A 24,598-nucleotide genomic window follows, 5' to 3' on the forward strand; every position below is an offset into this window, starting at 1 on the left:
CATAGCACATCATTGTTTTCATTCAAGTTCGCAGATTGGCACGCGGGTTGCTCTCTCCTCCTCAGGCATCAACGCAAGAGGACGATCATGACAAACCTGACCATGAGCCGGCGCGGCTTCATCACGACGGCCATTGCTGCACCCCTCGTGCTGAAAGCGGGGTCTTCGAGCGCCGCCGCTCCTGTCAAATTCTCTCTTGCGGCACCGTTTGACGGCTCCAACGCCGCCTTTTTTCTCGCCCAGCAGAACGGCTGGTACAAGGAAGCGGGGCTCGATTGCCAGTTCGACACCGGCGCCGGCTCCGGCGAGGCGGTGTCGCGGGTCGGCTCTGGCGTCTATGACGCCGGTATCGCCGACATCAATACGATGGCGGAGTTCAATGCCAGGAACGCCAGCGCCGCCATCCGCAACGTCTATATGGTCTATTTCCGCAGCCCGCTCTGCGTCGCGACGCTCACCAAATCCGGCATCGCCAAACCCGCCGATCTCGTCGGCAAGACCATCGGCGCGGCCGCACCCGACGGCGCGTATCGGCTGTTCAAAACCTACGCCAAGGCCGTGGAGATCGATCCCGCGGCCGTGAAATGGAACATGGTCGGCCTGCAGTTGCGTGAAGCCGTTCTTGCCGGCGGCGACGCCGACGCCATTCTGGGCTTCGATTCCACCATGTATTTCGGACTGATGAAGGCGGGTATCAAACCTGGAGATATCCGCTTCCTGTATTATTCCGATGCCGGGCTTGACCTTTATGGCAACGGCATCATCCTGTCCGACAAGTTCCGCACGCAGAATGCGCCGGCCGCCCGGGCGCTTGTGGAGGCGAGCGCACGGGGCTGGCAGGCCGCCGCCAAGGATCCCAAGGCGGCGATCGCCGCGCTCAAAGCCCATGCTCCGCTGATCAATGCCGATCTGGAGGAACAGAAGCTCCTCTGGCTCATCAAGAACCAGATGACGACCGCGGAATCGCGCGCCAACGGCCTCGGCACAGTCGATGCCGGCCGGCTGGCGAAGAGCCTCGAAGCCGTGGCCGCCGGGTTCGGCCTGTCCTCCGTGCCCAAGCCGGACGAGGTGTTCGATCCGTCCTTCCTCCCCGCCGCGGCCGTCCGGAAGCTGCCCGCATGAGCTTCGATCTCGTCATCCGGGGCGGCACAGTCGCCACGGGAGCCGACGTGTTCAAGGCGGATATCGGCATCCGCAACGAACGCGTCGTCGCGATTGCGGACAGGATCGTCGATGGCCGCCGGGTCATCGATGCCACGGGAAAGATCGTGCTTCCCGGCGGCATCGATGCCCATTGCCATCTCGACCAGTCACAGGCGCCGGGCCTTGCCTCCAAGGGCGCGCGGATGGCCGACGGTTTCCGCTCGGGCAGCATCAGCGCGGCTTTCGGCGGGACCACCACCATCGTGCCGTTCTGCGTGCAGCATCGCGGCCAGTCGCTCACGGCCGCCGTCGCCGACTATCACGAACGGGCGGCAGGACAGACTGTCGGCGACTACGCCTTCCATCTCATCATCAGCGACCCGACGCCTGCGGTGCTCGGACAGGAACTGCCGGCGCTGATCCGCCGCGGGCACACGAGCCTCAAGGTCTACATGACCTATGAGGCCATGCAGCTCAGCGACCGGCAGATCCTCGACGTCTTCGAGATCGCCCGGCAGGAGAAAGCGATCATGCTGATCCATGCCGAAAATCACGAGATCATCGGCTGGCTCGCGGACCGGCTGGAACGCTCCGGGCGCACAACCCCGGTGGCCCACGCCCAGTCCCGTCCGCTGCCGGTGGAGCGGGAAGCGACGCACAGGGCCGTGACGCTCGCGGAGATCGCCGGCGTCCCGCTTGTCGTCGTCCATGTCAGCGGCGGCGATCCGCTGGAGGAAATCCGCCGCGCAAGAACGCGCGGTCACACCGTCCTGGCCGAGACCTGTCCGCAATATCTCCTCCTGACCGCGCAGGACCTCGATCAGCCGGATATGCTGGGGGCAAAGGTGATGTGCAGCCCGCCGCCACGGGACACGGCGGCGCAGGCCGCGCTGTGGCGCGGCATCGAGGACGGAACCGTCGACATCGTCAATTCGGACCACGCGCCCTATCGCTTCGATGCGGAGGGAAAGCTGAAGGCCGGGCCCAATCCCTCCTTCAGGGGTATCGCCAACGGCATCCCGGGGCTCGAGACGCGCCTGCCGATCCTGTTCAGCGAAGGGGTTGTGAAGGGGCGGATCGATCTGCCCCGCTTCGTGGCGCTGACCGCGACCAACAATGCCAAGCTTTACGGGCTCTATCCGCGCAAGGGAACGATCGCGATCGGCAGCGATGCGGACATCGTGGTGTGGGATCCGGAGCGGCGCACGACCATCACCAACGACCTGCTGCACCACAACGTCGACTACACGCCGTTCGAAGGCCTCGCTATCGAGGGTTGGCCAGAGACGGTGATCAGTCGCGGCGAAGTCATCGTCCAGGGCGGAACGTTGACTGGCACGCCCGGAAGGGGACGGTTCCTGACGCAGCAGACCTCCTCCGCCTGGAACACACGGGAGATCAGGGCATGGATCTAGGGATTACGGGGAAGCGTGCGCTGGTCCTCGGCGGCAATCGCGGCATGGGACTGTCGATCGCCCGGGCCCTTGCGGCGGAGGGGGCAAAGCTCGCCATCGCGGCGCGGGACGAGACGGCATTGGCCAATGCGGCGGTGGAACTCGGGGCGGCTCAGGTCCGTCTCGACCTGTCCGATACGGCATCTCTTCCCGCCTTCGCCGCGGCCGTCGGCGAGATCGACATCCTGGTGAACAACACCGGCGGCCCTCCCTATGGCAGCGCGCTCGGCCGCGATCCGGCTGACTGGGAGGAGAGCTTCCGAAGCATGTCTTTGGCAGTGATCCGCCTGACCGATCTCTTCCTGCCGGCCATGCGCCAAAACCGCTGGGGCCGCATCATCACCGTGGTCAGCACCGGCGCGGTGCAGCCGATCCCCGTGCTCGGCATCTCCAATACCCTGCGCGCCGGGTTGATCGCCTGGTCCAAATCCCTCGCGCCGGAGGTCGCCGGCGACGGTGTGACCGTGAACATCCTGATGCCCGGCCGCATCGGCACGGAGCGCGTGCACCTGACAGACGCGGCCACGGCCGAACGCGAACAGGTGGATGTCGAGACGATCCGGCAGCGCTCCTGGGCGCAGATTCCCATGGGCCGATATGGCACGCCGGAGGAGGTGGCGGCCGTCGCGGCTTTCCTCTGCAGCCAGGCGGCGTCCTACGTCACGGGCAGCATCTATCGTGTGGATGGGGGGTATGTGCGCCATGTCTGACGCTCGCGACCAGCCTGGAGAAGGAGTTTCACCGGTGAATATTGTTCGTCCCGCGCTCAAACTGACCCATGACGGCGCCCTGGCGGTGATGCAGGCTGCGCTTGCCACTGCGACCGCGATGGGCGCGCCGCAATGTATCGCGATCGTCGACGAGGGGTGCAACCTGCTCGCCTTCGTGCGCATGGACGGCGCCCGTGTCCTCTCGGTCGAGAGCGCGACGCGCAAGGCAATGACCGCCGCCACCACGGGCGAACCAACGGGACACATGCCTCCCGAGAAGGCGTCGGCCCTCGCTGCCGCGACGAGCGGGCGGATGACCAATCTGCTTGGCGGCCTGCCTCTCAAGGTGGACGGCCAGATCGTCGGCGGCATAGGCGTGGGGTCAGGAACCGGCGAGCAGGATCTCGAGGTCGCAAGGGCGGCGGTCGCCGCTTTTGCACGCCACATCGGCAACATGGACGTGGCGTGATGGAAGCGGGCCTCACGTCAGCCATGCCGACGAGCCGGATCGCCCAACTCGAGAACGTGAATGTGCGCTTCGGCAAAGGCAGCAATGCGTTCCTGGCGCTCGACCGAACCAACCTCACCGTCCATCCCGGCGATTTCGTCGCCATGGTGGGACCGTCCGGCTGCGGGAAGTCGACGATCCTGAAGCTTGTCGCCGGCCTGCTGCGGCCGACGGAAGGCCATGTCTTCGTCGCCGGCCGCGAGGTGGGCGCCGAGCGCATCGGCATCGGCATGGCTTTCCAGAACCCGACCATGCTGCCCTGGCTGACGATCCGCGAGAACATCATGCTGCCGCTCAAGATCGTGCAGCCTTACGCCGCCACCTTCCGGCGGGACAAGCGCACGGTCTTCTATGACCGCGCGGAGGGCCTGCTCGCAAAGGTCGGCCTCACCGGCTTCGGCGACCGGCGGCCATGGGAATTGTCAGGCGGCATGCTGCAGCGGGCCAATCTGTGCCGCGCGCTCGTGCATTCTCCGAAACTGCTGATGCTCGACGAACCCTTCGGCGCGCTCGACCAGTTCACCCGGGAGGAGTTGTGGTCGATCCTCCAGGAGCTCTGGATGGAGACCCGGCCCACGGTGTTCCTGGTGACCCACGACTTGCGGGAGGCTGCGTTTCTCGCCAGCCGCATTCTCGTGATGAGCGCCCGCCCGGGGCGTGTGACCGAGGACAGGCAGGTCGATCTCGCTCGCCCAAGGACCCTGGAAACGACGTTCCAGCCTGAATTTACCGATCTGACGAATGATCTCCGGCGACTGATCGTCGAAGCGCGACAAGCGAAGGAGCCGGCTCAATGACGCTGTCCCAACGCTCTTTGGATCACGTCAAATCCGCAAGCTTTATCGTTCTTCTCTTCCTCGCCTGGGAGGTATCCTGCGTTCTGTTCGGGATCAGCCCGATCGTGCTTCCACCGCCGAGCACGGTTATCTCGACCCTTATCGTACAGATGCCGGCGCTCTGGCCGCATATCCTGCAGACGCTTCTCACCACGATGGTCGGCTTCCTCCTGGGCATGGTGATCGGCGTGGCGCTCGGCGCCATCGTCGGCGTCTCGCGCACCGCCTATAACGTGGCCTATCCCTTGCTGGTGGGGTTTTCCTCCATTCCGAAAGTGGCGGTGGTGCCGATCTTCGTTCTCTGGTTCGGTTCCGGCACGCTGCCGGCCATCCTCACCGCGCTCACCACCTGCATCTTCCCGATCGTCGTGAATGTCGCGACCGGCCTGGCCACGACCGAACCGGAGATGGAGGACGTGCTGAAGGCCCTGGGAGCCAACCGCTCGCAGGTGTTCTGGAACGTGAGCCTGCCGCGCACCATGCCCTACTTCTTTGCGTCGCTGAAAGTCGCGGTGACCCTCGCCTTCGTGGGAACGGTGCTGTCCGAGACCGTCGCCGCCAATCGCGGCATCGGCACGGTGATGATGATGGCGACGGCGAGCTTCGACGTGCCGCTGGCCTTTGCCGGGCTCCTCGCGCTCGCGCTTCTCGGCATCCTTCTCTACGCGGTTTTCGCCGTCATCGAGCAGCGCATCTGCGGCTGGGCAAACCGCAAGCAGGAATTCGCCATGGGCTGAACCCGGCGGATACCTTGGCCAATGTGGGGCGTCGCCTTGGCCGCCTTCGAGAGACGTTTGTCCAGCCGACGACCGGCTGTCGTCGTCGCGCCCATCAGCGGGCATTAGGTGCCTGTGAGGTTGCCGTGCTATGCGGCGTCGACTGAAAGGCCGCTATCATGACGACTATCGACGATCAGGCATCCTTGCCGGATACCATCCATCCTGCCCTGGCCTCCGCCCTCGCGGCGCGCGGCTACAGCCAGCTGACGCCGGTCCAGCTGGAGATGGCGACGGGGGGCCACGGCCATGCCGATCTCCTGGTGTCGGCGCAGACCGGATCCGGGAAAACCGTGGCCTTCGGCATTGCGATCGCATCGACGTTGCTTGGACAGGCGGACCATTTCGCGCCCGCGGGGCAGCCTCTCGGCCTGATCATCGCGCCGACGCGCGAACTCGCGATTCAGGTGCAGCGTGAACTCGACTGGCTTTACGGCACGACGCGGATGCGCACCGCCACCTGCGTCGGCGGCATGGATATGCGCATGGAACGCCGCGCGCTGGAGCGCGGCGCCCATCTCGTCGTCGGCACGCCGGGGCGCCTGCGCGACCACATCACGAAGGGCGTGCTGGACCTCAGCGCGCTCCGCGTGGTCGTGCTCGACGAGGCCGACGAAATGCTCGACCTCGGCTTCCGCGACGACCTCGAATTCATCCTGGGCGCAGCGCCGGAGCAGCGCCGGACGCTGCTGTTCTCGGCGACGGTGCCGCGCGGCATCGCTGAACTGGCCAAGACCTTCCAGAAGGACGCCGTGCGCATCGCGGCGACCGCCGCCACCGAGCAGCACGCCGACATCGACTACCAATTGGTGCTGGTGCGGCGCGACGAGCGCGAGCATGCCGTCATCAACACGCTGCTCGAATCCGAAAGCGCAAGCGCGCTGGTGTTCTGCCACACGCGCGAGGCGGTGCGCCATCTGACCGCGCGGCTCGCCAATCGCGGCTTCTCGGTCGTCTCGCTGTCTGGCGAGATGGCGCAATCAGAGCGTTCCAACGCGCTGCAGTCGATGCGCGACGGGCGCGCCCATGTCTGCGTGGCGACCGACGTCGCGGCGCGCGGCATCGATCTGCCGAACCTCGACCTCGTGATTCACGCGGATGTGCCGAGCAACCCCGCGACCTTGCTCCACCGCTCCGGCCGGACGGGCCGCGCCGGGCGCAAGGGGGTCTGCGTCCTCATCGTTCCCGAAAACCGACGCAGCGCTGCCCTGCGCGTTCTGGCTCTGGCCAGGCTGACCGCCACCCTACGCGCCGCGCCGGGCATTGCCGAGATCGAGGCCCGCTACCACCGGCAAATCCTCGACGCTGCGCTCTCCGCCGCGCCGCCTGACGAAAGCGAAGCGGCGTTCGTGGCGGAATTGCTCGCGGAGGTGCCCCCGGAACGCATCGCGGCCGCCTTCCTGCGCCAGCAACGCGCAGCCCGCCCCGTGCCGGAGGACCTCTCTCCGCTGCCGGTCGCCGACATGCAGGCCGGAAAGCCGAGGCGCGACAGGGGGAGTGAGGACAGGCGCGGCCCGATGCCGGCGCGCGAGCCGCGCGGACCGGACATGGAGGGCGGCGTCTGGTTCACGCTCTCCCTCGGCCGCAGGCAGCGGGCCGACCCCAAGTGGCTGCTGCCGATGATCTGCCGAGCCGGCGGCGTGACGAAGCGTGACGTCGGCTCGATCAGGATCGACGACCTGGAAACGCGCTTCGAAATCTCTTCCGAGAAGGCGGCCGGCTTCGCGGAGCAGATCGCGCGTGCGGGCACGATCGAGAAAGGTGTCGTCATCACGCCGGCCGGCGGATCGTCGTCGGCCAGAGGATCGCGGGACATTGCGCGGCCGGGCCAGCCGAAGTTCGGCAAGGGCGGCAAGGGCGGGATGGGCGGCAAGGGCGGGATGGGCGGCAAGGGCGATATGGGTGGCAGGGACGGCACAGGCGGAAAAGGCGGAAAGCCGCCAAGGAAGCCGGCGCACCGCGGCAAGGCGGCACCCGCAGATCAGGCCCCTGCCCGCAAGCACAAGGGCAAGGCAAAGCCTTAGGTTCTCTCGACATTCAGCGTTCCCGGCTGCCAGGACCAGGCTCGCAGCGCTTGCCGCGGAGCGTTGACGGCCCCGCACGCCGCAGCCATGAACGTCGCAGTGGACTCGAGGCGAAATTCTCGGAAGCGAAGGATTCGGGGCGAAGGACTTTGGGGGGCCGGGAGGGCGGATCATGGACGCAACAACGGGAATGACCGCGAAAGAACGGCGAACTTTCGCGAAGGTGGCGCGCCGGCTCATCCCCTTCATGATGCTGCTTTATCTGGTCAGCTTCCTTGACCGGGTGAATGTGGGATTCGCCGCCCTCACCATGAATGCCGATCTCGGCTTTTCCCCGGAGATCTATGGCTGGGGCGCCGGAATCTTCTTCATCGGCTATTTCCTGTTCGAGGTGCCATCCAATCTGGTGCTGGAAAAGGTGGGCGCGCGGCTGTGGATCTGCCGCATCATGATCACCTGGGGCCTCATCTCCGCCGCGACGGCCTTCGCGACCGGCCCCACCTCCTTTTTTATCCTGCGCTTCCTGCTGGGCGCGGCCGAAGCCGGCTTCCTGCCGGGGATGATCCTTTATCTCGGCTACTGGTTCCCGCTCGCCATGCGGGCGCGTTACATCGCCCTGTTCATGGCGGCGGTGCCCATCGCCAGCGCGGTCGGCTCGCCGCTCTCGGCGCTGATCATGGAGACCCACGGCCTTTTCGGATTGGCCGGCTGGCAGTGGCTGTTCATCCTGGAGGGGCTGCCCGCTACCCTGCTCGGCCTCGTGGTGCTGATCCTGCTGCCGAACGGCCCTGCCGATGCGCGCTGGCTGGACGCGGATGAACGGCGGATCATCGCGGCGCGGCTCACCGCCGACCACGCGGGCAGCGGCAGAACGACCCGTCACAGCCTGTGGCCGGCGCTGGGTGACGCGCGCGTGCTGATGCTCAGTCTCATCTATTTCGGGTTGGTTGTGGGGCTCTACGGCATCGGCCTGTGGCTGCCGCAGATCATCCACGCCATGGGCTACGAGACCCGCCAGGTCGGGCTCATCCTCATCCTGCCCTATGCGCTCAGCGCGCTCGCCATGCTCGTCTGGGGCCGCCACAGCGACCACAGCGGCGAGCGGGTGTTGCATGTGGCAGGAGCGGCCTTTCTCGGCGCCGTGGGATTGGTGGCAAGCGTGCACGCCCCCTCGCATGTCCTCGCCATCGCGGCGGTGACCTGTGCCTCGGTCGGCATCTATGCGGCACTCGGACCGTTCTGGGCGGTGCCCCCGCTTTTCCTGCGCGGCACGGCGGCCGCGGGAGGCATCGCCCTGATCAACTCCATCGGCAATCTGGGCGGCTTCGTCGGACCCTATACGGTCGGCTTCATCAAGCAGCATACGGACCGATTCACGGCCGGCTTCGAGGTGCTGGCGGGCGTCGTCTGCGCTGCGGGCCTGCTGGCCCTGACGCTGCGCGCCATGCTGCGGCGGCGCGGCAACCTGCCCGCCCCACGTTCGCCAGCGTTATAGGCGATCCCTCACGTCGCCGGCTGCATCTCCGCGAGAAGGGTCGGAATCAATTCCGATACCGTCGGGTGAATCGGCACGGCGCGCTGGAAGACGGTGTAGGGCACGTCCGCATTGACGATGTCGATGAGGCCGTGGATCGCCTCGTCGCCCCCGGTGCCGAGGATTGCGGCGCCCAGGATGCGCTTGCTCTCGGCGTCGACGATGGCCTTCATGAAGCCGAAGGTCTCACCCTTTTCCACCGCACGTCCGACCCGCGTCATCGGTCGCTTGCCGATCAGCAGCGGCCGGCCGGTGGCGCGGGCCTGGCCCTCCGTCATGCCCACGCGGCCGAGCGGCGGATCGACATAGAGCGCATAGGCGGGCACGCGCTCGCTCACTTTCCAATCCTGCCCGTCGAGCAGGTTGGCGGCGACGATCTCGAAATCGTTGTAGGCGGTGTGGGTGAAGGCACCGCGACCGTTGCAGTCGCCCAGCGCATAGACGCCCGGCACGCTGGTCTCGAGATGGTCGTCGACCGTGATGTAGCCGCGCGGGTCGGTCTTGATCGTCGCCTGTTCCAGGCCAAGATCATCGGTGTTCGGCTGCCGCCCCACGGCAACCAGGACATGCGAGCCGATGACCTCGGGCGCGCCCTCTGTGCAGTCGACACCCACGGCAACGCCGCGCGCATGGCTGGCGAAGCGAATGCATTCGGCATCCGTGCGGATATGGACGCCTTCCGCCTCCAGTATCTCGCGGATGGTGGCCGAGACGTCCTCATCCTCCCGGCCGACAAGCCGCGGTCCCTTCTCGACCACGGTGACGTCGGCGCCGAAACGCCGGAACATCTGCGCGAATTCGAGACCGATATAGGAGCCGCCGACAATCACCAGATGCTCGGGCACGGCTTTCAGCGCGACCATATCGCTGTTGGTGAGATAGGGCACCGCGTCGATGCCCGGCATGTCGGGTATCGCAGCGCGCCCGCCGACATTGATGAAGATGCGATCGGCAGTCAGGATCTCGCCGTTGACCTCCACGGCGTGCGGACCGGTGAAGCGCGCATGGCCGCGGAAGACGGAGCAGCCGTCCATGCCCGCAAGCCAGCGCGCGATGCCGGCCCGCCCATCCTGGATGATCGTCTCCGCGCGCGCCTGCACCCGCACCATGTCGATGCCGGGTTCGCCTTTCAGCACCACGCCATAGTCGGCGGCGCGCTGCGCCATGCGCGCGGCATAAGCGCTGGCCACCAGCGTCTTGGTCGGTTTGCAGCCGGTGTTCACGCAGGTGCCGCCGAAATGCAGCCGCTCGATCACGGCCACCGTCATGCCGGCGGCGGTGAGCCGCCCGGCCATGGACGGGCCAGCCTGGCCGGCGCCGATGATGATGGCGTCGAACGCGCGCGCCATCACAGCACCATGACGATGACGAGGGCGCCGATGATCGCAACGGCATCCTCGATGAGGGCGGCCGGCGGGTCCTTGCCAAAGGAGGCCGCAAGACTGCCGCGGACTGATCGTCCGCCGAGCGTGCCGACCACGGCGCCAACAGCGCCGCAGATGGCACCGATGGCGAGATTGCCACCGGCCACGCCGAGGCAGGCACCGCACAGGGCGCCGCTGATAATGCGCGTACCGAACTGCACCGGTACGGTGCGGCTGGGGGTGGTGGGCAACTGGTCTGCGACGAGCTCGAGGAGGGCGAGCACCGTGAAGATCCACGGCGTCCAGGCGTAGCCCATGAAGGCCAGCGGGGTGGTGGAGAGGTTCAGCCAGCCGAGATAGGCGGCCCAGGCGATCGCGGCCGGGGCGGTCATGGCCCGGAGCCCGGCGATGACGCCGATCAAAAGGGCAAGCAGATACAGCATGCACGGTCTCCAGACGCTTGAGCCAATCCGGCGAGGCTGGAATCGTGTGATCCCCTCCAGGCCGATGACTTGGCTCCTCTCCAGATGACTTGACTCCTCTCCATGGGAGCGAAGCAAGTCCGCTGCAGACAAGCCAGGATCATGGGGCAGAGGTTCGAAAACGCAATGAAAATGAATTCCCGAAGCTGGAATTGACTGACCCTTCCTCTGACGCCGAAGGATGACCGCCGGCGCGGGAACCTGTTGCGGCCGGTGATAACAAAGGAGTATCTGACCTCAGACCGCGATCCCGATAACAGCGTTTGAGCAATAGCTTTGACCCATTCCTCCCCATACGAAGGCCTCGCCGTTCCGTTTCCGGTGCCACCCGCCCCGGGGGAAATGATCGAGATCGCACCGGGCGTCTTGTGGCTGCGCCTGCCGCTGCCCTTTCGCCTGAACCACGTCAATATTTACCTGATCCACGATGGAGACGGGTGGGCGGTCATCGACGCCGGCATTGCAGACGCTGTCTCGCGCCAAGCCTGGGAAGCCTTGATGGCCGGGCCGCTCGCCGGGCAAAAACTGACCCGGCTCTTCGTCACGCATTTCCATCCCGACCATATCGGTCTGGCCGGCTGGCTGGTGGAGCGTTTCGACATACCGCTGCTGTGCAGCCAGACGACCTATCTCATGGCGCGCAACATCGCGCTCGATCCGCTTTCGCTCGATGCGCAATTCTACCGCGACTTCTATCTGCGCCATGGGATGGATCGCGATGTGGTCGATCTGGTCGTGACACAAGGTCATTCCTATCTCAGGATGGTCGAAAGCCTGCCGCCGGCCTTCCGTCGCCATGTCGCGGGAGATGTCCTGCACATCGGGAGCCGCATGTTCGAGGTGCTCGGCGGCGAAGGTCATGCCCCCGAGCAGCTGATGCTGTACTGCCGCGACGAGCGTCTCCTGCTGGCGGCCGACCAGGTCATCGCGCGGATCACACCGAATGTCAGCGTGTCCGCGCTCGATCCGGACGGAGATCCATTAGGTCTCTATATCAGGACGTTGCGCACACTCGGCGCGGATATCCATCCGGAAACGCTCGTGCTGCCGGGCCATGAGCTGCCCTTCGTCGGGCTCGGGACGCGTGGCGAGCAAATCGTGGACCATCACGCCGAGCGATGCGCGCTCATTGCAGCCGCCTGCGCGATCAAACCCTGTTCGGTGGCCGATCTCGTTCCGGTCCTGTTCACGCGTCCGCTCGATCCTCACCAGTGGAGCTTCGCGTTCAGCGAGGCCCATGCCCATGTCAATTACATGATCCATCGCGGAGACCTGGCCTGCGTCGTCGACGCCGGCACGGTCCGGTTTACCTCAACGTCCGTTCGGTAGAGCACATCCTGCATGATGAACATCGTCGGAAGCGCGTCACGGCGATGGAATTGGCTCGTCCCCGCTTGAGCGAGCGCGTCCGCAACAGACGGACTTGACGCAGGCGCCTGCGCCGCAACGACGTCCTCCAGCACCTGTTGCCCCCGAACGGGCGCCCGTCTGGCGAGGGCCGCCCGAGCACCATAATCATCCATCACGCCCCCCCGCGCCTTGCCGGAGGCCCGTCTGCAGCGCCCTGCCCGTCGACCCTGTGCGGCGACCATCTGGAATGTTAATTTTCATTCATTGACATAATGAATGGTTTTATACATAAAAGCGAGACTCCGATATTCCTATTCAGACCATCCGAGGAGGCTCAATGTCGTCATCCGCAATCCTGCAATTCGACGCGCCCAGCGTCGGCCTGTCCTTCCGGGCCAGACTTCTTGCCGAAGAGAACCCCGATGTCGTCGCGCAGGTGCTGGCCCAGTTGCCCTTGAAGAGCGTGCTCGGCCATGTCGTCGTCTCCGGCGAAGCGATCTGGATGCCGACACGCATCGTCCATCTCGGCCGCAACAACATGGTCCAGCGCCATCCCGGCGCGGTCTACCTCTATGCGCCCGGCCAGTCGATCTGCCTGACCTACGGCAAGATCACCGAAAGCGCCAACGTCAACAAATTTGCCGAAGTATTCGGCGAGGACCTGCCGAAACTCCATGAGCTCGGCACGCAGGTGTATGAGCAGACCGTGGCCCAGCCGCGTCGCAACATCGTCGAGATCAATGTCCGGAGGGCCGCATAATGTCCGCGATCACGAGGTTCACCGGAGACTGGCGGGAGGCCAAGGCCATCATCGAGAAGGAGATCGACCGCGTCTGGTTCGATGAGCCCGAGGAGATCCAGAAGATCCGCTGGGGCGTGATCGACAGCGGGGCAGGAAGCGGCGAGCAGTCCTTCTCGGTTCTGGTCCATCTCGAAGCCTATATGATGCTCGTCGGCGCCGATGTGATGTACCGCTTCCTGAAGATCTCGCAATATGAGGATATGGAGCTCGCGACGCTGAACCGCATGACCCGCGAATTCCTGACCGGTACCTTCAACGTATTCGAGTTCATGACCGATCTCGGCCTCACGAATATGCATCAGGTCGGACAGATGTATTCGGACGCACTGGATAGGCTGACGACAAAGGATGACTATGTCGAGCTGACCGGCGCGATGATGACATACGTTGTCCGCATGCATCGCTGGATCCATTTCATCTTTCCGTGGAACCTCGGCGTCGCCTTTCCGCACCGCAAACCGGCTGAAATCCAGGCGTTCTCCAAGGTCGTCGCGGCGGCCTGAGACAACGCGCTGCCCTCACCTTCGCAGGCCAGGGTCCGGCATCGCCGGCTCTGGCCTTTCCCATGCGCAAAAATTTATGCGCGCACCCGTTGCCTGAATATAATAATACAGACTTGAGATTGGCCAGTGCGCATCGGGGTGACAGACGTGGCGGCGAGCAAGACAACAGAAGACGGCGCGGCCTTGGGCGCCAACGCCCAGCCGGCGGATCGACAGTCTTTGCGGGCGGAGCTTGATCGGCGCACGGCCGGCCAAAGGCTGACGCCCGGCCAGCGCCGCATCGCCCAGTGCATGATCGAGAACAGCGCCCAGCTCGGTTTTCTCTCAAGCATGGAACTGGCTGAACTGGCCGATGTCAGCCAACCGTCGGTGACGCGCTTCGCTGTTGCGCTCGGCTTCGACGGCTATCTGGAAATGCGGCGTTTCCTGCGCGCCAATCATTCCGGAGAAGGTACCGCCCCGGAGCCGTGCGAAGCCAACCGCTACCAGACGGCCGTGCTGGCCGAGGCCAGCAATCTGACCGAACTCGCACAATCCCTGGCCGACACTGGCCTCATTGAGCGTTTCGGCGAGGCTCTGGCGAAATCAAAGCCGCTCGCCGTGCTCGGCCTGCGCGCTTCGGCGGGCCTTGCCACCCAGTTCGCCTATTTCGCCGCGAAGGTGCATCCAGATGTCAGGCTGCTCGCCGGCGGCGGATCCTTCGTCGAGGACCAGGTCGAGCAATGCGCCGCGGCCGGTGGGCGAACCATGCTCGTCTTCATGATGCCGCTCCATCCGCGCGAGACGATCCGCGCGATCGAATGCGCGCGCCACGCCGGCATGCGCATCGCGCTCGTCACGGACGCGAGCTTCAACAACCACGATGGCCTCGCCGACATCCTGCTCACATCGCGGGTCAGCAACCGCCTGCTGTTCGATTCCTACGCCGGCTCGGCGATACTCGTCTCCGTACTGCTCGATGCCCTTTGCACCAGCATGAAGGGCGATGCCCAGAAGCGGCTCGACGCGGTCGATCGTTCCTCGAAACGGCGCAAGGTCTTCATGAGTTGATCAATCGCGCTTGCGCACGGCCCCTAATCCGACCGTCCTGTCGACGATGAGCAGCAGCACGATCGAGGCCACGATCAATATCGTCGACATCGCCGCAACGAACGGCTCGTATTCGTATTGCAGATAGGCGCGCAACTGCAGCGGCAGCGTCGTCCAGTTCTTGTTCGCAAGGAAGATCGATACCGTATAGTTGTTCCAGGACAACACGAAAACGATGATCAGCGACGGAATGATGCTGGCCTTGAGCAGGGGCAGTGTGACGCGCCAGAGCGCCTGCCGGGGCGTCGCGCCGACAGTGAGGGCCGCTTCCTCGAGCCGCACGTCGAAGCCTTCCATTTGCGCCATCACATTGCGCAAAGGATAGGGCAGCGTGACCACCACATGCGCCGCGAGCAGCGTCCAGATGGTGTTCACCAGCCCCATCATGAAGATGATCTGGAACAGGGCGAGCGCCACGATGACAGCGGGAATGAACAGGGGCGACATCAGGAGCGATGAGACAAAGGCTCTCGCCGCGCCACGCTGACGCTGCAAGCCGATGGCGGCGAGAACGCCGAGGCCGGTGCTGAGAAGCGCGGTGGCGACTCCGAGGATGGTGCTGGCCCAGGCGGCCTGCAGGAAATCCGGTTTGTCGAGAATCGTCGCATACCATTTCAGCGTAAAGCCTTGCGGCGGAAAGACCATCGCGACAGGATTGAAGGAGACGACAATCAGGATGGCCAGCGGCGCCAAGAGAAAGGCGAAGAACAGCGCGGCCCCCCCATACCAGAGACTGCTGCCGAGAAGCGTTTTCTGCATGGCGCTCTCCTCAAGCGGCTTGAATGGCCGTCGCCGGACGGCCCGCGGATCGCACCGCCCATTGATAGACTCCCAGCATCACCATGGTGACGATCAGGAGGATGACGCCGATGGTCGCGGCAAAGGGCAGATTGTTCGACACCGTCGCCGTCTCGTAGGCGGCTACGCTCATGAAGCGCACCCGGCCGCCGCCGAGCAGGATCGGCACGACGAAGGATTCCACGTTGATGCCGAAGGCCAGCACGCTGCCGGCGAGAATCCCCGGCACGCTGAGCGGCAAGGTCACACGGCGGAAGGCGGCAAGCGGCGTGGCACCCACCGTCATCGCCGCCTGTTCGAGCTGACGCGGGATGGCCTGGAGGACACCGAATACCGACAGAACGACGAACGGCACCGCCACCTGCACCATGCCGATGACGACGGCCGTCTCGTTGTAGAGGAGCGGCAGCGGACGCGCGGTGATACCGAGCCCGACCAGGATCTGGTTGACCGGACCGTTGCGGCCGAGAACCACCATCAGGCTCAGCGTGCGCACCACGAGGTTCACCCAGAGCGGCAGCATGACGAGCAGGATCATCCAGGTCTGCGTCGTCGGCGCGGCCCGTGCGATCACGAAGGCGCCGAGATAGCCGATCACCACCGAAAACACGGTCGCAATCGCCGCGAGCCGGATGGTGCGCAGAAGAAGATCGTTGACGTAATAACTGTCGGTGAGAAAGCGGACGTAGTTGCCCAGCGTGAAGGCGTGCTGCACCTCGCCGGTCGGCCCTGCGCCGAGAAAACTCAGAATGACCACCCAGATCAGTGGGACGACGAAAAAGGCGCCGAGAATGACGACCGCCGGAAGGACAAGGGCGGATGTCTTCATGGCGCAGATGCCGCGTTTGGCAGCAGGCGGGCCTGGCAACGCAGGATCACCGTGTCGCCGGCCCGGAACTTCGGCGCGTCCGGGCGCCGCTTCACGCGCATCTGGCGGTTGCCGAGCGTAACGAGATAGTCGCTCGACTGGCCGAAGAACATCAGGCGGTCGACGACGCCGCGCGGGAGCTCAACGTCGCCATGCGGCTGGGGTGTATCGAGCGTGACCCATTCCGGGCGCACGAAGGCCACGCCGTCCCGGCCCGCACGCTGCCCGGCGCCTTCGACCGGGATCACCATATCCTCAGCCAGGCGCATGCCCTGGGTCGCCCCGCGTTCCTCGACCCGTCCGCGGAAAAAGAACGCCTCGCCGACAAAACGCGCGACATATTCGGAAACGGGACGGTTGTAGATGGCGTCGGGCGTATCGAGTTGCTCGATGACGCCCTTGTTCATCACGACAACACGATCAGACAGCGACAGCGCCTCTTCCTGATCATGCGTCACGAAGACTGTTGTCAGCCCCAGCGTCTGCTGCAGGGTCTTGAGCTCCACCTGCATATCCTGACGCAAATTCTTGTCGAGCGCACTGAGCGGTTCGTCCAGCAACAGCACCTCAGGCTTCAGCACGATGGCGCGTGCCAGCGCCACGCGCTGTTGCTGCCCGCCCGAAAGCTGGGAGGGCAGGCGATCGGCGAGCGCTTCGAGTTGAACCATGGCGAGTGCGTCGTTGACCCGCTTGCGCAGCTCGGCGGCCGGCGTGCGCCGCAACTCGAGCCCCATCGAGACATTGCGGAAGACGCTGAGATGGGGCCACAATGCGAAATTCTGGAAGACGAAGCCGATCCGCCGTTTCCAGACCGGATCCCGCGTGACGTTGCGCCCGGCGAGGTGGATCTCTCCGCCGCTGGGCGCCTCGAGCCCGGCAATGATCCGCAGAAGCGTGCTCTTGCCACAGCCGCTCGGACCGAGAACGGAGAGAAATTCTCCTTCGCGTACGTCAAGATCGATGCTGTCGAGGGCGACGAAGCTCCCCCAGCTCTTCGAGACGCGGTTGACGCTAATCTGCCCCATCGGCGACGGTTCCTTGCTACTCATCCAGACCCGGCACGGGCGCTTATGCCGGGCGCATCGATCCGGTCGTCAGCGCGCGACGACTTCCTTTTCCCAACGCTCTTTCCAGGCGTCCATCTTGGGAACGATCTTCTTCCAGTCGGCGATCAGAAGCGACCCGACCACCTCCTCCCCGTACGGAACCTTGACGCCCTTGAGATCGAGCCCGGCGCGCGCGGGTGTATAGCCGAGATCCGATGCGTAGGCCGTCTGGCTGTCCACGCTGAGAAGATGGTTGACGAATTTCTGCGCGAGCTCCGTATTCGGGCGCCCTTTGACGACATGCACCGTCGAGACGAGCCCGATGGCGCCTTCCTTGGGGACCGCGAAGCCAAGACTGACACCCTGCTTGTTGGCCCAGTCGACCCGCCCGCGCAGCCAACGCGCGATGACGACCTCATTATTGCGGAAGAGGTCGAGCAACTGCGGGTGTTGGCTGTAGAAGACGGTGATGTGCTTGCCGAGTTCGGCCATCTTCTTGAAGCCGGGATCAATATTGTCTTCGTTACCGCCATTGAGCTTGGCCATCAGCACCAGAAGCTCGATATTCGCCGCATCAAAGCCCGCCGTACTCACCGCACCGTCGTATTTTGCGTCCCACAGATCGAGCCAGGATGACGGCGCGGGTGACACCTCCTTCGGATTATAGGCGATGCCATATTCTCCGAAATTCGTAATGACGCCATACTCTGAAAAGCGCGCCTTCGGATAAAGCTTATCGAGATTGGTGACAATATTAGGATCGAGCTTCTCGAATGCACCCTGCGCTTCGCCGCGGTATGCCCAGGCCATATCGGCGTGAACAACGTCAATTTCCTTGGCCATCGCCTTCGCAAGACCATCGGCACCAGACGCGGGAACGAATGTCACCTTGACATCATTATCCTTTTCGAACCGGGCGATGTTCTTCTTCAAGGCGTCCGTATAGGCGCCGCCGAAGGCAGCGACCACGAGCTCTTTTGTTTGGGCCTGCGCGGACAGGGTCGTGGCCAGCGCAATGGCCATGGCTGCCAGAAACTTTCCCATCGTGTTCCCCTTGCTGGAAGGCTTCTCTTACCGCGCAATGTATTGGATTATTATTATAAATTCAACATGAAAATTTTCATTCACTCTCAGGCCACGCGGACGCCGTAACCCATCATGCGGGAGGGCATGCGGGGGGAACCCTTACGGAAAGAACCATTGGATCAACGGGTCAGAGGCCGCCCGCACAGGCAACGGGCGCAATGCGGGCTCGGCGCACCTATTCCCCTGCGGCGTCGAGAACGATCGGTCCGACCGCCTCCAGGCGCACGCGGCCTCTCCCGATGCGAACGATCTGGACGGGGGCCTTCTTTTCCGCGAGCCGGCGCCGCAGCAGCAAGAGGCGGGTTTCCAGATTGTCCTTGATCTCCGGCATCCGGGCGCCCGCCGCGAGCCGCATCTCCCGGTTCGTGAACTCGCTTCGGCCCTCGCTCAGGTGCCATTCAAGCATCAGGCGCAGCAGCGTGCCGGCAACGCCCTTCACGATATAGGTGCCGTCGACGAATATGCTGTCGTCGAAGCGGTGATGGACGATGTGGATCTCCCGCCCGGCTGCGGCAGGGACGGATTGCTCTGGCGCACGTCGTGGTTCGGCCGCAGCGGCCTCCAACTCGTTTGCGCGCAGCGCGCTGGCGGCTTGGCCGGCCAGGATTTCGAGAACCGCCTCGTCGTCTTCACGGAAGGCCAGCCTCTCCTGGCTTTCGATGAACAGGACACCTGAGACCGTGCCGTGGGCTGTCATGGGAACGGCGATCTGGCTCAGCGCCGTAGCCAACTGCGGGAAGGCCACACGACGCGTCATGTCTTCCGTGGCCTCCGCCTCACGGCCGATCGCCTCGCCGAACCGGCGCACCCGGCTCATGTCATTGACTTTGATCGTCTGGCCGCTCGTCACCGACGCGCCGATCAGCCCATCGCTGCCGGCAACCTCCGATCCCAATCCCGATTGCGGGTAGCCGATGCTGCCGGTCGTGATGAGACAGCCGCGATGCCTGTCGTAGATAAGAACGAGCGCGTGGTCGTAGCCGAGCACGCGCTGCACGCCGCCGAGCAGACTGTCGATGATGTCTTCCGCCTCTGCCTGCCGCTCAATGGCCTTGATCGCCTCCGACAAAGCGGGAAGACTGACGGGATCGCGGGCGGCCGCGGCCGGCGCCGTTTCCACGGGGCAAGGAACCTTCTCTATTCCATGCACGCGAAAGATATCGGCGCTGCGCAGCCGCATGATGTCCGCCATGCCGACCTGCGCGCTGCTCGCCTTGAGCTGGCGCGCGATCTTCTCGAACAGGGGGCCGGTATCGACTGAACGGACGAACCCGATGTCGAGCAGGAACTGGTCGCCCGTGAAGCCATCGACGAGGATCAGCGTGACGTGGGGATTGGCGCGTACATTCGCTGCCGTCTTGGCGAAGAACTGGTTCGAGAGCGCGACATGGTCATCGTCGACGCGCACCACATGGGAGAGATAGGAGATGTTAGGCATGCCATCGGCCGAGGCGGTGGCGATGATCGAGGGGATGACGCCCTCGAAGCAGGCGGAAAGATCCGAAAGGCGGAGCCTCATGACAACCTCGTGCCGGCGAGCATGCCGGCCAGCGAACCGGGTGTCTGGACATAGGTTTCGCTGACCGCGAGCTGGACGACCTTGGCCTCGCGGACGGTCAGCCAGGGGGCGATCAGACGCCGGGGTACGCCGAGCGATTCGAGCTCGTTGGTCGCGGCCGTTATGAAGCGGTCGGCACGGCCGATGTCGAGCGCCTCCGTGTCGCGCAGGGTGGCGCGCCCCTTGAGCTGGAAGCTGACGTAGTCCGAGGGGCTGACGAAGGTCGCCGCGAGCTTTCCTGTCTGCCGGATATCGGCTTCGAGGCGCGGCCATTGCCAGGCGGAGAAAATGATCTCGATCGCTTCGCGGTCTTCCAAGATGTGGAAGCCGACGCCGCGCCCCGCGGATGGACGCCCGGACGCGTCGGCCGCGGCGATGATGCACATCAGCGGCTGCCTGAAAAATTCAAGAAGGTCGTCGTCGAGCCGCACCGCCGTCCCCAATCGCCCGTCAGAAGCTCCTTTTAGCAAAGTTTTAGGATCTGCGGCACGCCTTGCACATTCATTTAGGAATCCGTGTTGTTCCAGCGCGCTATAGAGGCTCGGCACGGCGGGACGGCCTGAGCACCAATAATTCTCAGTATTGGCGAATGCAACGGCTCTGGTGCATTCGCTCCCGTAAAGTCGTCGGACCGGCGACGGCCGCTTCGGCAGAAAAAGAAGCATCGAGATTGCAACAACGGCTCATTCAAAAGGAGACCGAAGGATGACACACGCGCCTTCAAACGAGAACGCAATGGTCCTGAACGCAGATCAGCTCGACACCTATCTCGCGCGGATCGGCGTCGAGCGGCCGGCTTCCCTCGACATCCACAGCCTGTCGCGGCTGCATCGTGCTCATCTCATGGCCTTCACCTGGGAGGCGCTGGACGCTTTCATGGGATGGCCGTCCGCGATCACCCCCGCGTCCGCCTTCACGAAGATGGTGGAAGGCAGGCGTGGCGGCTGGTGCTACGAAATGAACGGCCTTTTCGGTGCCGCGCTCGCCGCGCTCGGCTTCCGGGTGACTCGCCTGTGCGGCGGTGTCAACCGGGAGATCCTCGGCGACATCGCCATCGGCAACCACCTCACGCTGCGTGTCGATCTCGATCGCCCGTATCTCGCCGAAGTCGGCGTGGCTGATGCCATCGTCGAGCCGGTCCCGATCGCCGTCGGGCCGATCCGGCAGCGCGGCTTCGACTTCTCGATCACGCTGGCGGAGGGCGGCTGGCTGCGCCTGAACAATCATGAGAGAGGCATCGCCAAGAGCTTCGATTTCCGCCCCGACCACAGCGACGAAGCGACCATGGCGGCCACGCATGGCTGGCTGATGCAGGATCCTGGCTCGCCGTTCACGAATGCGCTCGCGGTCCTGCGGCATACGACGGACGGCTATGTCGCGCTGCAGAATGATGCCCTGCGCCACGTGACGGCAACGGGCGTGAGCGAGCAGCGGATCACCAGTGCCGAGCATCTCGCCGAAACGCTTGAAACCGTTTTCGACCTCGACATTCCCGAGCCCGCACGCGTCTGGGGCAGGATCCTGTCGATCGGCCGCGACAAGGCCGCCTGATCAGCGCCTTCCCATTTGCCGTTTCAAGGAAACACCCATGCTGCGGAGAGCTGCATTCTCCCTCGGTCTTGCAGCGGGCACGACGCGCGCGTTTCACGACGGTCGATGCGCGGCTCGTCGGTCGCGGCCGTTATGAAGCGGCCGGCACGGCCGATGTCGAGCGCCGTCGTCAACGGCCACCTCAACAGCCGCATCAACGTCCTCGAGCCATCGGCCTGTCCGGCGCAGCCGTCTTCAGCAACGTGGCCTGTAGAGGACGGTTACGTTTAGTATAGGAGTTTGATTTATTGCGTAAAGTACGCATGGCTCTGGCTTGGATGTCGAACATTTGCGGACGAATTCGTAGGATGAGGCCCTCGAGTGTCTTCAAGGGTCGGTCGACATTGTAGGCTGGGACGGTGCCCTGCAGGTGGCGTTCGAGCCGATCTTGGCAGGCGTAGTGGTAGCGTTTGACGGTGGCGTCCTTGATCACGCGGTTCATTCCGCGCCGTGACGGGTTCTAAAAGCAGGGGATATCAGGATGCGATTGGGTCAATTGGCCATCGCCGCGGGGCTCGCGGCAGGGTTCGGCTTGACGGTCTGCGGCACCGGCGCGCTCGCCGCCGATGCGACCGCCACTCAGCCGGTGATGGGAACCGCGCCCGAGCCCATGCCGGCCGGCTGGACGCTCAAGGGCGTCGTCGTCCTGAGCCGCCACGGCATGCGCGGGCCGACCTACGCCGTCGATTGCGACCAGGCGAAGGGCAACCCGGACGGCTGTCTCGACGCGGTCGGGCAGCAGCCGTGGCCGACGCTCGGCGTCGTCGCCGGCCACCTGCTGCCGGCGGCCTACGCGCGCGTCCGCTCGATGGGCCGCTATTACCGCCTGCGCTATGCCGAGGACGGCATCCTGCCGAAGACCGGATGCCCGGTTCCGAAGAGCGTCTATTTCATCGCCGACACGGACGAGCGCGTCGTCATGACAGCGGGCGCCGTGATGGACGGCATGTTCCCCGGTTGCGACATCGACGACCTCGTGGTCCAGGGCGATATCTATCGCGGACCATCCTGCGGCTATTCGAAGACGAAGTCGGCCGAATCGGCTCAGCACTTCGCCGGCGGCTCGTGGGAGAAGGCGGCCAAGGGTGAGCTTGCCGGCTCGATCGCGGCGCTCGACAAGGTCATCGGCCCGCTGAAGCCGGAGGTCTGCACCGCGCTCGGCCTCAAGTCGCCGTGCACCGCCGCCGACGTGCCGACCACCGATTCAAAGCCCGGCGTCATCAATTTCCTGAGCCAGCCGGCCGAACAGCTCATCATGCAGTACGGATCGGGCCTGCCGACCTCGGAGGTCGGCTGGGGCCGCGTCGCCGAAGCCACCGGCATGTCCACCGCGGAAGGCATCGGCTACATCAACAAGATCCACGCCTTCAGCGATTGGGTCGCCAATTCCTCGCCCTACGATGCGGCGCATAAGGGGTCGCAGGTGCTCGACGTCGTGAAGAGCAATCTGAAGGATGTCGTCGCGGGGAAAGGGGCGACGTTCCGCTTCCTGTCGAGCCACGACAACTACATCCTGCATGTCGGCGGGCTGCTCGGCCTGACCTGGAAGCTGCCGAGTTATCCCGCGCATCAGGTTCCGCTCGGGGGGTCGATCGCGTTCGAGGTTTGGCAGCCGCCGGCGGGCGCCCCGGTTGTCCGGCTGGTCTATGCGGCGCAGAGCATCGATCAGATCCGCGACAACCCGGATCTGACGCCCGCGTCGCCGCCGGGCCTCCAGGCCCTTCCGATGAAGGATTGCAAGCCGGGACCCTCGGGGAGCTGCGCCTGGCCCGCCTTCGAGAAGATCGCCGACCGCGCGATGATCAAGGCCTGCGTGCGCAAGTCGTGATGTCATGCGGGTCCGGCGCGCGGGCGGGCGTCACCCGCCGGCGGGGCCGGCCGGCTTCGCTAGAGCAAGTCCGTCTTTTGCGGACTTGCTCCACTCAAAAAATGGCGAGCAAATTCATCGGCTTAGATGGCATCAAACGATTCCATCTAAGCCGGATTTGCTAGGGCCGCGCCGGCACCGTGTTCATGAAGGCCCATGTGTGGTCGAACGACTGGACGCCGGCCTGCGAGCCGAGCCCCGTCGCATTCAGGGCCGACGTCGCCTGGGCGAAGCGCACCGCGACATCCGGGGCCATTCCATGGCAGAGCGCGACCGCCATGCCCGCATTGAACGCATCGCCACAGCCGCAGGTGCATTTGACCGGGACATCAAAGGCCGGAACGCGGAAGCGCGTGCCGTCCGCGTGATGGTAGGATGCCCCGTCGGCGCCGAGCGTGAAGATGCAGCAGCGCGCCCCGAGGTCGAAGAACTGGCGGGCCATTTCGGATAGATCCGTGCCGCCGGTCAGCGCCATCGCCTCCTCGACGGACGGCATGAAATAGTCGGTAGAGGGCAGGACGCGCGCAACCGCCGGCAAATCGGCCGGCGACCCGGCGAAAACATCGACGGTCGTCACGGCACCACCGCGCTTCGCACGCTCCAGCAGCCGCGCGTTCTGATGGGCGTCCATCCGGTCCATCAGCCCGACGCCGCCGAGATGCACGACGCGTGCGTCGCACACCGTATCGAACAATGCATCCTCCACGAAGAAGTCGGCCGTGGCGCCTTTCATGTGCAGGGCGGGACGCGAGCCGTCCCGGCGCGTCGTGACGATCGAGGACGACGTCCTGCCGCCGGCGATCTGCTGCATGCCGGAGATGTCGACGCCGAAATCATGGAGGCGCTGCAGCACCCAATGGCCCATCAGGTCGTCACCGACGCCGCCGACCGCGAGGCACGACAGCCCCATCTTGGCCGCGGCGATGGCGGCCGTGCCGGCGGCACCCGACACCGCGAGCGTCAGCTCGTCAAGGAAAGCGGTCCCGCCGCCATCCGGTATGCCCTCGAAGGGCCAGCCGAGACAATCGAAGGTATAAAAGCCGATCGACGCATAGTCGTAGGTCATTGTTTTCCTCCCGGCGTCGTTCTTGGCGCGCCTATTTCCTTGCCTCCCGCGTGGCGATGCACGAGCGCCGTCCGAAGGTGAAGCCTTCCGCTTGCGGTGCGAAGCCGGATGTCGCGAGCGGAGCGAACCGCCACGGCACACCGT

23 protein-coding genes and 1 pseudogene are annotated in these 24,598 nt (G+C 64.9%); 14 read left to right on the forward strand and 10 right to left on the reverse strand.

Translation table 11 applies throughout. From position 1 onward, the window contains the following. Window positions 1-87: 87 nt before the first annotated feature. From C7450_RS26610 to C7450_RS26645, 8 genes are all read left to right on the forward strand, one after another. Window positions 88-1,122, forward strand: a complete 1,035-nt coding sequence (locus C7450_RS26610; RefSeq protein ID WP_110377521.1) for an ABC transporter substrate-binding protein — start codon at window positions 88-90, stop codon at window positions 1,120-1,122. Further along, window positions 1,119-2,558, forward strand: a complete 1,440-nt coding sequence (gene hydA / locus C7450_RS26615; RefSeq protein WP_110377522.1) for a dihydropyrimidinase — start codon at window positions 1,119-1,121, stop codon at window positions 2,556-2,558. Before C7450_RS26610 ends, hydA begins: the two co-directional genes overlap by 4 nt. Continuing rightward, the gene (locus C7450_RS26620; RefSeq protein WP_110377523.1) at window positions 2,549-3,307 is read left to right on the forward strand and encodes an SDR family oxidoreductase; all 759 of its coding nucleotides are present in this window, start codon (window positions 2,549-2,551) and stop codon (window positions 3,305-3,307) included. The genes hydA and C7450_RS26620 overlap by 10 nt, the downstream gene beginning before the upstream one ends. A gap of 34 nt (window positions 3,308-3,341) precedes the next feature. Further along, window positions 3,342-3,776: a GlcG/HbpS family heme-binding protein gene (locus C7450_RS26625; protein WP_110377524.1), complete on the forward strand. Its 435-nt coding sequence runs from the start codon at window positions 3,342-3,344 to the stop codon at window positions 3,774-3,776. After that, the gene (locus C7450_RS26630) at window positions 3,776-4,612 is read left to right on the forward strand and encodes an ABC transporter ATP-binding protein (protein WP_110377525.1); all 837 of its coding nucleotides are present in this window, start codon (window positions 3,776-3,778) and stop codon (window positions 4,610-4,612) included. The genes C7450_RS26625 and C7450_RS26630 overlap by 1 nt, the downstream gene beginning before the upstream one ends. Continuing rightward, window positions 4,609-5,388 carry an ABC transporter permease gene (locus C7450_RS26635; RefSeq protein ID WP_110377526.1) on the forward strand — a complete coding sequence of 260 codons (780 nt, stop codon included), beginning with the start codon at window positions 4,609-4,611 and terminating at the stop codon, window positions 5,386-5,388. Before C7450_RS26630 ends, C7450_RS26635 begins: the two co-directional genes overlap by 4 nt. A 158-nt stretch (window positions 5,389-5,546) precedes the next feature. Beyond that, a complete protein-coding gene (locus tag C7450_RS26640; RefSeq protein ID WP_110377527.1) occupies window positions 5,547-7,451 on the forward strand; it encodes a DEAD/DEAH box helicase in 1,905 nt (634 codons plus the stop codon). A gap of 172 nt (window positions 7,452-7,623) precedes the next feature. Further along, complete coding sequence (locus tag C7450_RS26645) at window positions 7,624-8,946, forward strand: MFS transporter (RefSeq protein ID WP_210206549.1); 1,323 nt, start codon at window positions 7,624-7,626, stop codon at window positions 8,944-8,946. Window positions 8,947-8,954: 8 nt separating this feature from the next. Here C7450_RS26645 and C7450_RS26650 read toward each other — a convergent pair whose 3' ends face one another. Together C7450_RS26650 and C7450_RS26655 are read right to left on the reverse strand one after the other, a co-directional pair. Then, window positions 8,955-10,334, reverse strand: a complete 1,380-nt coding sequence (locus tag C7450_RS26650) for an FAD-containing oxidoreductase (RefSeq protein WP_110377529.1) — start codon at window positions 10,332-10,334, stop codon at window positions 8,955-8,957. Then, on the reverse strand, window positions 10,334-10,792 hold the full coding sequence (locus C7450_RS26655) for a DUF4126 family protein (protein ID WP_110377530.1): 459 nt from the start codon (window positions 10,790-10,792) through the stop codon (window positions 10,334-10,336). Before C7450_RS26655 ends, C7450_RS26650 begins: the two co-directional genes overlap by 1 nt. Before the next feature lie 315 nt (window positions 10,793-11,107). On the opposite strand from C7450_RS26655, the gene C7450_RS26660 reads away from it, so the two are divergent. The 4 genes from C7450_RS26660 (at window position 11,108) to C7450_RS26675 (ending at window position 14,536) form a co-directional block, all read left to right on the forward strand. Continuing rightward, window positions 11,108-12,160 (forward strand): MBL fold metallo-hydrolase, encoded by a 1,053-nt coding sequence (locus C7450_RS26660; RefSeq protein WP_245450133.1) that lies wholly within the window; start codon window positions 11,108-11,110, stop codon window positions 12,158-12,160. Window positions 12,161-12,518: 358 nt separating this feature from the next. After that, the gene (locus C7450_RS26665; RefSeq protein WP_110377531.1) at window positions 12,519-12,941 is read left to right on the forward strand and encodes a DUF3830 family protein; all 423 of its coding nucleotides are present in this window, start codon (window positions 12,519-12,521) and stop codon (window positions 12,939-12,941) included. Next, window positions 12,941-13,486 (forward strand): cucumopine synthase-related protein, encoded by a 546-nt coding sequence (locus C7450_RS26670; protein WP_110377532.1) that lies wholly within the window; start codon window positions 12,941-12,943, stop codon window positions 13,484-13,486. The genes C7450_RS26665 and C7450_RS26670 overlap by 1 nt, the downstream gene beginning before the upstream one ends. Window positions 13,487-13,633: 147 nt before the next feature. Then, the gene (locus C7450_RS26675; RefSeq protein ID WP_210206550.1) at window positions 13,634-14,536 is read left to right on the forward strand and encodes a MurR/RpiR family transcriptional regulator; all 903 of its coding nucleotides are present in this window, start codon (window positions 13,634-13,636) and stop codon (window positions 14,534-14,536) included. Here the strand turns inward: C7450_RS26675 and C7450_RS26680 are convergent, their stop codons facing one another. From C7450_RS26680 to C7450_RS26705, 6 genes are all read right to left on the reverse strand, one after another. After that, window positions 14,537-15,334, reverse strand: a complete 798-nt coding sequence (locus C7450_RS26680; RefSeq protein WP_110377533.1) for an ABC transporter permease — start codon at window positions 15,332-15,334, stop codon at window positions 14,537-14,539. Between the two features lie 10 nt (window positions 15,335-15,344). Continuing rightward, window positions 15,345-16,202 carry an ABC transporter permease gene (locus C7450_RS26685; RefSeq protein WP_110377534.1) on the reverse strand — a complete coding sequence of 286 codons (858 nt, stop codon included), beginning with the start codon at window positions 16,200-16,202 and terminating at the stop codon, window positions 15,345-15,347. Continuing rightward, window positions 16,199-17,266 carry an ABC transporter ATP-binding protein gene (locus tag C7450_RS26690; RefSeq protein WP_170147457.1) on the reverse strand — a complete coding sequence of 356 codons (1,068 nt, stop codon included), beginning with the start codon at window positions 17,264-17,266 and terminating at the stop codon, window positions 16,199-16,201. Before C7450_RS26690 ends, C7450_RS26685 begins: the two co-directional genes overlap by 4 nt. Before the next feature lie 69 nt (window positions 17,267-17,335). Further along, window positions 17,336-18,331: an ABC transporter substrate-binding protein gene (locus tag C7450_RS26695; protein ID WP_110377536.1), complete on the reverse strand. Its 996-nt coding sequence runs from the start codon at window positions 18,329-18,331 to the stop codon at window positions 17,336-17,338. Between the two features lie 217 nt (window positions 18,332-18,548). Beyond that, window positions 18,549-19,892, reverse strand: coding sequence for a GAF domain-containing protein (locus C7450_RS26700; protein ID WP_110377537.1), 1,344 nt, complete (start codon window positions 19,890-19,892; stop codon window positions 18,549-18,551). After that, the gene (locus tag C7450_RS26705; protein WP_110377653.1) at window positions 19,889-20,362 is read right to left on the reverse strand and encodes a pyridoxamine 5'-phosphate oxidase family protein; all 474 of its coding nucleotides are present in this window, start codon (window positions 20,360-20,362) and stop codon (window positions 19,889-19,891) included. Before C7450_RS26705 ends, C7450_RS26700 begins: the two co-directional genes overlap by 4 nt. Window positions 20,363-20,636: 274 nt before the next feature. On the opposite strand from C7450_RS26705, the gene C7450_RS26710 reads away from it, so the two are divergent. Next, on the forward strand, window positions 20,637-21,482 hold the full coding sequence (locus C7450_RS26710) for an arylamine N-acetyltransferase family protein (protein WP_110377538.1): 846 nt from the start codon (window positions 20,637-20,639) through the stop codon (window positions 21,480-21,482). 234 nt (window positions 21,483-21,716) lie between these two features. Here C7450_RS26710 and C7450_RS35220 read toward each other — a convergent pair. Continuing rightward, window positions 21,717-21,963: pseudogene (locus C7450_RS35220) on the reverse strand (IS481 family transposase); the annotation flags it as partial. Between the two features lie 39 nt (window positions 21,964-22,002). On the opposite strand from C7450_RS35220, the gene C7450_RS26720 reads away from it, so the two are divergent. Further along, the gene (locus C7450_RS26720) at window positions 22,003-23,349 is read left to right on the forward strand and encodes a histidine-type phosphatase (protein ID WP_110377540.1); all 1,347 of its coding nucleotides are present in this window, start codon (window positions 22,003-22,005) and stop codon (window positions 23,347-23,349) included. Between the two features lie 160 nt (window positions 23,350-23,509). Here C7450_RS26720 and C7450_RS26725 read toward each other — a convergent pair whose 3' ends face one another. Then, window positions 23,510-24,454 (reverse strand): carbohydrate kinase family protein, encoded by a 945-nt coding sequence (locus C7450_RS26725; protein ID WP_110377541.1) that lies wholly within the window; start codon window positions 24,452-24,454, stop codon window positions 23,510-23,512. Between the last annotated feature and the right edge of the window lie 144 nt (window positions 24,455-24,598).

The sequence above is a fragment of the Chelatococcus asaccharovorans genome, assembly GCF_003201475.1.
Classification (GTDB): Bacteria; Pseudomonadota; Alphaproteobacteria; order Rhizobiales; family Beijerinckiaceae; genus Chelatococcus; species Chelatococcus asaccharovorans.